Origin of the sequence: Myxococcus sp. CA039A, assembly GCF_013336645.1 — a bacterium.
Classification (GTDB): Bacteria; Myxococcota; Myxococcia; order Myxococcales; family Myxococcaceae; genus Myxococcus; species Myxococcus llanfairpwllgwyngyllgogerychwyrndrobwllllantysiliogogogochensis.
On the sequence record NZ_JABUMQ010000556.1, the window covers coordinates 1 to 3,658 of the forward strand.

Annotated in this window: 4 protein-coding genes; 2 read left to right on the forward strand and 2 right to left on the reverse strand. The window is 68.5% G+C overall.

Annotated features, from left to right (window positions below; translation table 11 throughout):
* Together HR086_RS45515 and rffA are read right to left on the reverse strand one after the other, a co-directional pair.
* Positions 1-612, reverse strand: a 612-nt coding sequence (locus tag HR086_RS45515; protein WP_174468782.1) for a WbqC family protein, incomplete at its 3' end; no start/stop codon positions are given.
* Positions 606-1,736, reverse strand: coding sequence for a dTDP-4-amino-4,6-dideoxygalactose transaminase (rffA, locus tag HR086_RS45520; RefSeq protein WP_174453015.1), 1,131 nt, complete (start codon positions 1,734-1,736; stop codon positions 606-608). The genes HR086_RS45515 and rffA, both read right to left, overlap by 7 nt.
* A gap of 225 nt (positions 1,737-1,961) precedes the next feature.
* Between rffA and HR086_RS45525 the strand changes: the two genes are divergently transcribed.
* Both HR086_RS45525 and HR086_RS45530 read left to right on the forward strand, forming a co-directional pair.
* Positions 1,962-2,960, forward strand: a complete 999-nt coding sequence (locus tag HR086_RS45525) for a glycosyltransferase family 2 protein (protein WP_174468783.1) — start codon at positions 1,962-1,964, stop codon at positions 2,958-2,960.
* The gene (locus HR086_RS45530; RefSeq protein WP_141642900.1) at positions 2,947-3,645 is read left to right on the forward strand and encodes a class I SAM-dependent methyltransferase; all 699 of its coding nucleotides are present in this window, start codon (positions 2,947-2,949) and stop codon (positions 3,643-3,645) included. The genes HR086_RS45525 and HR086_RS45530 overlap by 14 nt, the downstream gene beginning before the upstream one ends.
* Positions 3,646-3,658: the final 13 nt, after the last annotated feature.

Consider the following 3,658-nt stretch of genomic DNA (forward strand, 5'->3'; position numbering starts at 1 on the left):
GGGCTGGGGGTACGTGGGGTACCCCGCGTAGTCCTTGTAGGTGAGCTGGATTCCCGCGGCGTCGAAGTCCTCCTGTCGAAGGTAGTCGCGAGCCGCGGGGCCCGAAACATAGTGCGTGGCGCCCGCGTGCCGCAGCAGGTCGAGGATCCGCTCCCGCTTCGCGCCGGTGAGCGTCCATTCGCGCGAGTCGCGAAAGCGCACCTGGATGCCCAGACACTCCTCGGCGATTCGGCGCACCAGGAACTGGTTCAGCTCCGACAGGTGCGTCCACGTCCGCTCCAGGTACACCTCACGCAAGAGTGGCGCATAGCGCTCGAAGTGGGGCGCGCGGCCGTACTGGTGTCGCAGCGTCTCCCAATGCTTGCGCGCCCATGTGCCCTCTTCGATTCGCACGTCGCAGATGAGCCGATCCGTGCTGGAGCCCACCGGCACCGTGAGCCACACCGGCCCCTGGGCCGTCTTCACGCGATTGCGGTTGCGCCAGTCGCGGTGCGTGTACTGCACGTCATCGTAGAAGATGAACGTGTCCACATCGTGGATGATGTCGAAGTAGCCCTTCCAGGGCAGGTAGTTGGATTGGATGATGGCGACGGAGTGCCGGGCCGCTAGCACCGAAAGTCCCTCACGGCGGAGAGCACCGTGGACTGCTCCGCTTCCGTCATCGTGCTGTAGAACGGCAGCCGCACCAGCCGGTCGCTGACGTCCTCCGTCACCGGACAGGCGCCCACCTCTCCGCCAAACTTCCGGCCCATCTCCGAGCTGTGCAGCGGCAGGTAGTGGAACACGGCGTTGATGCCCTGCTGACGCAGCTGCTGGATGAAGCGCGTGCGGGCCTCCAGCGACGGCATCAGCAGGTAATACATGTGATAGGCCTGCTCGCAGTGCGCGGGCACGTGGGGCTGGGCCACGCCCTGGGCGGTCGCCCAGGCGGAGAGTTCCCGGTGGTACGTGTCCCAGAGCGCCCGGCGCCGCGCCTGGATGCGCTCATGCTCGCGCAGCTGCCCGTAGAGGAAGGCCGCCAGCAAGTCCGACATGACGTAGCTGGAGCCGATGTCCACCCACGTGTACTTGTCCACCATTCCGCGGAAGAAGCGGCTGCGGTTGGTGCCCTTCTCGCGGATGATTTCCGCCCGCTCGGCATGGTGCGCGTCGTTGATGAGCAGCGCCCCCCCTTCTCCACAGCTCACGTTCTTCGTCTCGTGGAAGCTGAGCGTGGAGAAGGTCCCGAAGGTGCCCAGGGCCCGTCCCCGGTAGTGGCCAAAGAGGCCATGCGCGTTGTCCTCCACCACGGCCACGCCTCGGCGCGTGGCGATGTCCATGATGGCGTCCATCTCACAGCCCACGCCCGCGTAGTGGACGGGGACGATGAGGCGCGTGCGCTCGGTGATGAGCGCCTCCAGCTTGCGCTCATCCAGGTTCAGCGTGTCGGGCCGCACGTCCGCGAAGACGGGACGCGCGCCCCGCAACGCGAAGGCGTTCGCGGTGGAGACGAAGGTGAAGGACGGGACGATGACCTCGTCCCCCGGCTGCAAATCGAGCAGCAGTCCGGCCATCTCCAGCGCGTGGGTGCAGGACGTGGTCAGCAGCGCCCGCCTCACGCCCAGCAGCTCCTCCAGCAGCGCATGGCACTTGCGCGTGAACCCCCCATCTCCCATGAGGTGGCTGTTGGCCAGCGCCTGCTCGATGTACTTCGCCTCGTCTCCGAGCATCTGCAGCCGATTGAAGGGAATGGTCATGGCGTCACGATGAAGCAGGCGGGAGGGCCTCCAGGCTACAGCACCCTCCCGGGCTCCGGGAGCCGCTCGAGCCTCGGAGGGGCTCCCCCGCCCGCCCGGAGGACACCGCGCTCGGGGTGCCCCAGGGACTCGCGGCGACCAGGCGAGCGCACTCCGCCGCGCGACAGGTCCAGGGAACGCGGTAGGATTCGCGAGCGTTGGGCTCCCCCGCCCGCCCCCCTTCGCATGAGCCCACCCGTCGTCGACATCTCCGTGGTCGTCCCCTGCTTCCGTGGGGAGTCCTCGCTCCCCGAGCTGTGCGCGCGGCTGGTCCGCACGTTGGAGGCCCGCCACACCCCCTTCGAAATCATCCTGGTCGACGACAGCGCCAGGCCCGCGCTGTGGGCCGTCATCGAGAAGCTGGCGCAGGGGGATGAGCACATCGTGGGCGTGCGGCTGATGCGCAACTTCGGGCAACACAACGCCACGGTGTGCGGCTTCCGGCATGCCCGTGGGCGCTGGGTCGTGACGCTCGACGAGGACCTGCAGAACCCGCCCGAGGAGATTGGCGCGCTGCTGGCCCGCGCCGAGCAGGCCGACGCGGATGTCGTCTACGGTCTGCCCCGCGTGAGGCAGGGCCCCGGGTGGCGCTCGCTGGCCTCGCGCCTCATCATGGTCATCCCTCGCAGGGTGATGCGGGTGGCCTTCGACATCTCCGCCTTCCGGCTCATCTCCGGGAGCGTCGCCGCCGAGGTCGCCCGCAGCGAGCGGCACGACATCATCCTCGACATCTACCTGTCCTGGGTCACCGACCGCATCACCGCCGCCGAGGTGCGCCACGAGCACCCCGAGGGGCTGCGCAGCTCGTACACGCTGGGCCGCCTGGTGACGGTGTTCTTCAACCTGCTCTTCAACTACGCCACCTTCCCCCTCCGGCTCGCCTCCGTCGGCGGCTTCCTCTTGTCCGTGCTGTCCGCCATCGCGGGCGGAGTGGTGGTCTTCTCGCGCATCACCGGGACCATCACCGTGCCTGGCTGGGCCTCGCTGGCCGTGGCGGTGCTGTTCTCCTCGGGCGTGACGCTGCTCGGCGTGGGCATCCTCTCCGAGTACGTGGCGCGCATCTTCCTCCAAATCAATCAGAAGCCCCAGGCGGTGGTGCGGCAGGCGACGAGCACCTCCAGGCTGGCCGTCGCGGAGCCACGGGCCGAGCCCGCGCGACAGGAGACCCTCCATGGACATCGCTGAAGAGCAGCGCGCATTCTACGGCGCGCTCCTGGACCAGTACGGAGACGACCCACGTGCCCTGTCGCACCGGGACCAGGCCACCCAATACGAGCGCTTCCACCGGCTGGCCCGGCTCTTCGAAGGCGCGTCGGGCCCCTTCTCCGTGCACGAGGTGGGGTGCGGCATGGGGCACTTCGGCGAGTTCCTCCAGCACCATCACCCAGAGGCCCGCTACTCCGGCAGCGACGTCCATCCCTCGTTCACGGAGTCGTGCGCGCGCAAGTTTCCCCAGGGCACCTTCCATACGCGCGACATCGTCGCGAGCCTTCCGCCCGAACGGTACGACTACCTGACGCTGTCGGGGACCTTCAACGTCCGGCTCTCGGCCACGCCCGAGGCCTGGCGCGGCTTCGTCGAGGGCATGCTGGCCGCCATGTACGCGCTGTGCACGAAGGGCTTCTCGGTGAACTTCCTCACCACGTTCCACGACCCCGAGTACACGCGCGAGGAGCTGTACTACCAGCCGCCGGGCGCGCTGCTGGACTTCGTGGTGGGCAAGCTGAGTCGGTTCTGGGAGCTGGATGCCGCGGGGCCCCTCTACGAATACACGTTGCGCGTGTACCGCCCCGAGCACGTCCACGCGCGACACGCGGACCCCGCCTTCGCCCGCTACTTCCGCTCCGCCCCGCGCCCCGTCTCGCCATGAGCATCTCCGCCTC

Excerpts from the sequence above, each read along its gene's own strand:
- rffA (WP_174453015.1), bottom strand. The coding sequence starts at position 1,736 with ATGACCATTCCCTTCAATCGGCTGCAGATGCTCGGAGACGAGGCGAAG.
- HR086_RS45525 (WP_174468783.1), top strand. The coding sequence starts at position 1,962 with ATGAGCCCACCCGTCGTCGACATCTCCGTGGTCGTCCCCTGCTTCCGT.
- HR086_RS45530 (WP_141642900.1), top strand. The coding sequence starts at position 2,947 with ATGGACATCGCTGAAGAGCAGCGCGCATTCTACGGCGCGCTCCTGGAC.